5 protein-coding genes are annotated in these 5061 nt (G+C 49.5%); 1 reads left to right on the forward strand and 4 read right to left on the reverse strand.

Features of this window, described 5'->3' with window-relative positions:
• Positions 1-195: 195 nt before the first annotated feature.
• The 4 genes from NG833_RS29425 to rlmD all read right to left on the reverse strand — a co-directional run bounded on the left by NG833_RS29425 (position 196) and on the right by rlmD (position 4341).
• Positions 196-621, reverse strand: a complete 426-nt coding sequence (locus tag NG833_RS29425; RefSeq protein WP_254568816.1) for an AbrB family transcriptional regulator — start codon at positions 619-621, stop codon at positions 196-198.
• A gap of 337 nt (positions 622-958) precedes the next feature.
• Positions 959-2008 carry a UDP-3-O-(3-hydroxymyristoyl)glucosamine N-acyltransferase gene (lpxD, locus tag NG833_RS29430; protein ID WP_254568817.1) on the reverse strand — a complete coding sequence of 350 codons (1050 nt, stop codon included), beginning with the start codon at positions 2006-2008 and terminating at the stop codon, positions 959-961.
• A 381-nt stretch (positions 2009-2389) separates the two neighbouring features.
• Entirely contained in the window at positions 2390-2710 is a 321-nt protein-coding gene (locus tag NG833_RS29435) for a YkvA family protein (protein WP_254568818.1), read from the reverse strand.
• A gap of 200 nt (positions 2711-2910) precedes the next feature.
• Complete coding sequence (rlmD, locus tag NG833_RS29440) at positions 2911-4341, reverse strand: 23S rRNA (uracil(1939)-C(5))-methyltransferase RlmD (RefSeq protein WP_254568819.1); 1431 nt, start codon at positions 4339-4341, stop codon at positions 2911-2913.
• 79 nt (positions 4342-4420) lie between these two features.
• Between rlmD and apcD the strand changes: the two genes are divergently transcribed.
• Positions 4421-4906 (forward strand): allophycocyanin subunit alpha-B, encoded by a 486-nt coding sequence (gene apcD / locus NG833_RS29445; protein WP_254568820.1) that lies wholly within the window; start codon positions 4421-4423, stop codon positions 4904-4906.
• Positions 4907-5061 lie beyond the last annotated feature (155 nt).

The following is a 5061-nucleotide window of genomic DNA, read 5'->3' on the forward strand; positions in this document are numbered from 1 at the left end:
CTTCAGTTGTATTGGATGCTTCACCTGGAGCTTTAAAGCCTCATTTTTTGCCGACCTCGGCAACCAAGAAAGGAAGTCTCAAAGGCAAGCAGAAAGGCTCCAAACTGGAATGGATGATTACTGCATCCGACTCTAGTCGCGTTATTTTACCGTATTACCCAGAAATGTTCAACGAATCTGCGATTAAATTCTACTCTAATCTTCATCGTCTTCGTCGAACTCCTCATCGTCTTCGTTGAGGAAGTCATTTTTACTGCTATCGACCTGAATCAGGTGGATGTGCTTGTAACCCAGTTTAATTTCAAACTCATCACCGGGCTTTAATCCCATTGACTGGGTATAAGTTGAACCAATGACAATTTGTCCGTTTTTGTGGACGCTGACTCGATAAGTTGCCTCTCGACCGCGACCATCTTTTGAACCCTCTGGGCTCAGGGGAATCCCACGAGCTTCCAGCACGGCATCATAAAAGTCCGTGAGGTTTACCCGGAGATCTTCATTTTTTGACTTGCTGTAGTATCCACAGCGCTTGGCGGTTTCTCGGCGGGGTAAGTGCGAGAGTTCTTTTACTTTTTGAAGCAGCGCCTTTCCTTTAAGGGGGGTTGTAGCAATTTCACTCATTGCTTTCAATGATTATCCTTCCCGATCTAAAAACTGAAAATTCAGCCGCATCATTCAATTTGGCCTAGTTAAAAATATATCCTCAAACCTGTGGTTTTTAACCATAATTTTTTATAAAAAAATTAGACGGCTCAATTTTTAACCCCGGTTCACCGAAATAAACCGGCGGGGGTTCAAACCCCCGCCCGATCGCTAAAGTCGGTTGGAAACCGACTAAAAGCATCACCCCATAAGACTTTCAGTCGGTTGAAACCGACTTCAGTTGTTAGACCGCCAATCGATTGCTCCCCCGTCGGGTGTTGCCACGGGTGCCAGAGATCAGTGGTGAATCCCTCTGCTAATTTGACTTGGAACCCAACAAACGCTGTAGTTGCTTGAGGGATTGATAAATTTCTGGGAGACGGTTGGAAATGGCAACGGTTTTCAGCCAGAGTTTGTTGGGAATTGCCGGAAAACCGGAGACGATCGCCCCAGGGGGAACATCACTGTGAATACCAGATTTGGCGGAGGCGACTGCCCCATCTCCCACGTTTACCTGATTGGAAACCCCCACTTGACCGCCTAAAATCACGTTGTTGCCTAACTTGACCCCACCGGCTAATCCTACATGAGCGGCTATAGCACAATTTTTGCCAATTTTGCACCCATGCCCAATCTGCACTAAATTATCAATTTTCGTATTCTCCCCAATCCGAGTTTCCCCGACTGCGGGACGGTCAATACTACTATTACAACCCACCTCTACCCGGTCCTCTAGGACGGTATAGCCGGATTGCTCCATTTTCACCCACCCAGCGCGAGAGGCCACAAATCCAAACCCTTCAGACCCAATCACGGCCCCCGCGTGAATGGTGCAACCCTTGCCGATGCGGGTGCGTTCATGAATGGTGCAATGGCTATGCAAGACGGTCCCTTCCCCAATTTCAGCATGGGGATAGAGGGTGACGTTGGCATGAATGCAGACATTCTGGGCAATTTTCACCCCTTGGGCGATGGAGACAAAGGCCCCGATCGCCACATTTTCCCCCAAGCTGGCATCCGGATGAATCCAGGCGGTGGGATGGATGCCTGCCGGGAGTCGAAAGGGTTGATAAAACAAGGCGATCGCCAGAGCAAATAATAATCGCGGTTCTGGGGTCGCAACCCACACAATTCCCCGATCGCTCGCCTGTTGTTGCAATTGAGCATCCATCGGCAAAATCAACGCCGTTGCTGCCGTCACCGCGATGCGATCGGCAAATTTACTGCCTTCGATATAACTCAAACTCCCCGCAGTTGCCTCTTCTACAGCAGCAACTCCCGTAATTTCTGGGTCCTCCCCCTCGGAAACAGCGGGACTATCGGGGAGATGAATGGCAAGTTTTTGGACAAGTTCACTAAATTTCATGATGGCGATCGGCATTTATGAAAGGTTTGCCCGGGTCATAACAACCCGCACCCTCAAGGGTGGGGCTACACAAACAAAGCCTGCCTAAGCGCTGCCGCGCAGGCTGCGCCAAACGCAGGCTAAATGTAGAGGCGATTCGCGAATCGCCTCTACATTTAGGGTTTCATAAAAAAAATTGCTAAAGTCCTGTTCTCCCAGAAGTCGAGTTGTTTTCTGCCGGTTATCCGTGGCACTAAACTATCCACTCTAAACGGTTTCAACCCCTAAAAATACCATAAAACTTGTCGCCCTCTTTAACATCCGGACAATCCCTACCCCTAGCAAAAAACAAAGCCTACTGATCCAGCAGGCTTGGGGGGTGCTATTTGTTAAAGAAATGAATTATTGATTGACGGAACTGGCTTCTACATCTACGACTGTAGAACCCCCCACCGTTGAGGCGGTATTGACAGAATGGGTGGATTCTTCGACTTCACCTTTTCGGGCTTTAAAATAATCCATTGCAATCTGAGATAACTCAGCAACTAACAAGGTTGCCAGGGCGATATCGTCAATTTGCCCAATCACGGGGATAAAATCGGGAGCAATATCAATCGGGCTGAAGAAATAAGCCACGGTTCCCAAAATAATCCACCAACGATATTTGGGATTGCGAAGGGTGTTGCGATACCAGTTGTAAATTGATTGAATAGAGTTATTCATAGTTTGTCCTCTTTGTTACTCTTCAATCTTGACAAAGCGATCGCCCAATTGTCGGTGTAGATAACCCCCCTATTTTTGCCAGGGAAGTTCTACTATAGCGGCCCTAAATCATTCTGAGATAGCAATTGTAGGGTGGGCAATGCCCACCTTTCTGTGCAGGTGGGCATTGCCCACCCTACAATTGCTACTCCAATCGCAATTTATCCTTGTGCCACGAGGAACGCGACGGCTTCAACATGGGAGGTTTGGGGAAAGAAATCAGCCGGTTGTAAGCAACTTAGTCGATAAATTCCGCTATCACAGAGGATTTTCAGGTCCCGGGCGAGGGTGGAGGGTTTGCAACTGATGTAAACAATTTGCTGGGGTGCAATCTGAATCAGGGTCTCCAAGACGCTGCGATCGCACCCTTTTCTCGGGGGATCCAGTAACACAATATCCGGTTTCTCTCCCTGCGGTAATCCCAGACTCTCTAATTGCGGCAATAATTTTTCAACGGACCCTTCATGAAAGGAGACGTTTGTCAAGCCATTGAGTCGGGCATTTTCTTGGGCGATCGCGATCGCCGCTGGATTGATTTCCAACCCAGTCGCCTGTTGGACCCGTTTAGCGAGGGGGAGGGTAAAGGTGCCAATCCCGCAATAGGCATCCACCAATCGCTCAGTCCCCTGCAAATCCAGGCGCGAGGCGATTTTTTCTAACAGCAGTTCCGCTGTCTCCGGATTCACCTGAAAAAACGTATCTGAGCGCAGTTGTAACTGGACTCCGGCAAATTCATCCACAAAATAGGGTTGACCCGCTACACAGCGCGTTTCCTCCCCTAAAATCGCATTGGTCCGATTGGGGTTGTAATTGAGGCAAACTCCCACCAAATCGGGATAGCGACTCAACCATTCCTCCGCCTGAGCCTCAATATCCATCACCTTGCGATTGGCAGAGACCAAAGTCAGCAAAATCTGTCCTGTACGGCGACCAATTTGCAGCGCCAGGTGCCGTAAATTCCCTCGGTGTTCTGTTTCGTTGTAAATCGACCATCCCCGGTCCTGAATGTCCTGTTTTACCTCAGCCAGGAGCGGATTTAACCGGGGGTCCTGGACGGGGCATTGATTAATGTTGACCAAGTTGTGACTATTTTTTTCATAGTATCCCGCTTGGACCTTGCCCGAAGAGGAACGACTGAGGGGATAGGTGGCTTTGTTGCGATAGCCAAAGGGAGAAGGAGAGGGCAAAATCGGTTCTACTGTCGGGTTTTCAATTCCGCCAATTCGGGCGATCGCCTGGGTGACGAGATTTTGCTTCGCTTGGAGTTGGGCCGAATAAGCCACGCTTTGCCACTGACAACCGCCGCATTTATCCGCGACGATACAATGAGGGCGTATCCGGTTGGGAGAGCGTTCTAGGACCTCTAGGAGCTTGCCCTGGGCATATTGAGGCTTAACCCTGACCAGCCGGACCAGCAGGCGATCCCCAGGTACCGCATCGGGAACGAACACCACACGCCCCTGATAGCGCCCCACCCCGTCCCCGGTGTCGCTCAAATCCGCAATTTCTACTGCGATCGCGCAACCTTGTTGCCAATTTTCATCCTGCCGATCCCCGACTGCGTAATTGTTTTGCCCATTAGTGGCATTCACTTTACATTTACCTCTCTTTATTTGTGTTCCCCTCAATGGCTAAACTACAACAGATGGATCTCCGATGTTTTGTAAAACCATGAGTGTAGTTAGTCAAGTTATTCTCAAAGCCGACGATGAGCTCCGTTATCCGACGAACGGGGAACTCACCAGTTTAACACAATTTTTTCAAACCGGCCAGCAACGGGTCCGAATCGCGACTACGTTAGCTGAGAACGAGAAGAAAATTGTGGAGCAAGCCAGCAAACGCCTTTGGCAAAAGCGCCCCGATTTTATCTCTCCGGGGGGCAATGCCTACGGCCAACGCCAACGGGCACAGTGTCTCCGAGACTTCGGTTGGTATCTGCGTCTAGCCACCTATGGCGTACTCGCCGGGGACAAAGAGCCGATTGAAAAAATCGGCATCATTGGTGCCCGGGAAATGTACAACGCCCTGGGCGTTCCGATGCCCGGAATGGCCGAGTCCATTGTTTGCCTCAAAGAAGCATCCTTGGCCCTTCTGAGTCAAGAAGATGCCACGGCTGCTGCCCCCTACTTTGACTACATCATTCAAGCGATGTCCTAAGTCGAGGCACATTTCAAATCCAATTTTGATTAGCTAGATTGTAGCGGATAGAAGTTAGTGCAGCAAGCATTAATACCTATCCGCTATTTTTCTCGAAAAAAACCCACAACCCACTTCCGGTCCCCTTCAGCGTAAAAAACCTCCTCTTGTAAATC

Origin of the sequence: Oscillatoria sp. HE19RPO, assembly GCF_024220515.1 — a bacterium.
Taxonomy (GTDB): domain Bacteria; phylum Cyanobacteriota; class Cyanobacteriia; order Cyanobacteriales; family Laspinemataceae; genus Laspinema.

Coding starts and splice junctions, on each gene's coding strand:
- NG833_RS29425 (WP_254568816.1), bottom strand. CDS start 621: ATGAGTGAAATTGCTACAACCCCCCTTAAAGGAAAGGCGCTGCTTCAA.
- lpxD (WP_254568817.1), bottom strand. CDS start 2,008: ATGAAATTTAGTGAACTTGTCCAAAAACTTGCCATTCATCTCCCCGAT.
- NG833_RS29435 (WP_254568818.1), bottom strand. CDS start 2,710: ATGAATAACTCTATTCAATCAATTTACAACTGGTATCGCAACACCCTT.
- apcD (WP_254568820.1), top strand. CDS start 4,421: ATGAGTGTAGTTAGTCAAGTTATTCTCAAAGCCGACGATGAGCTCCGT.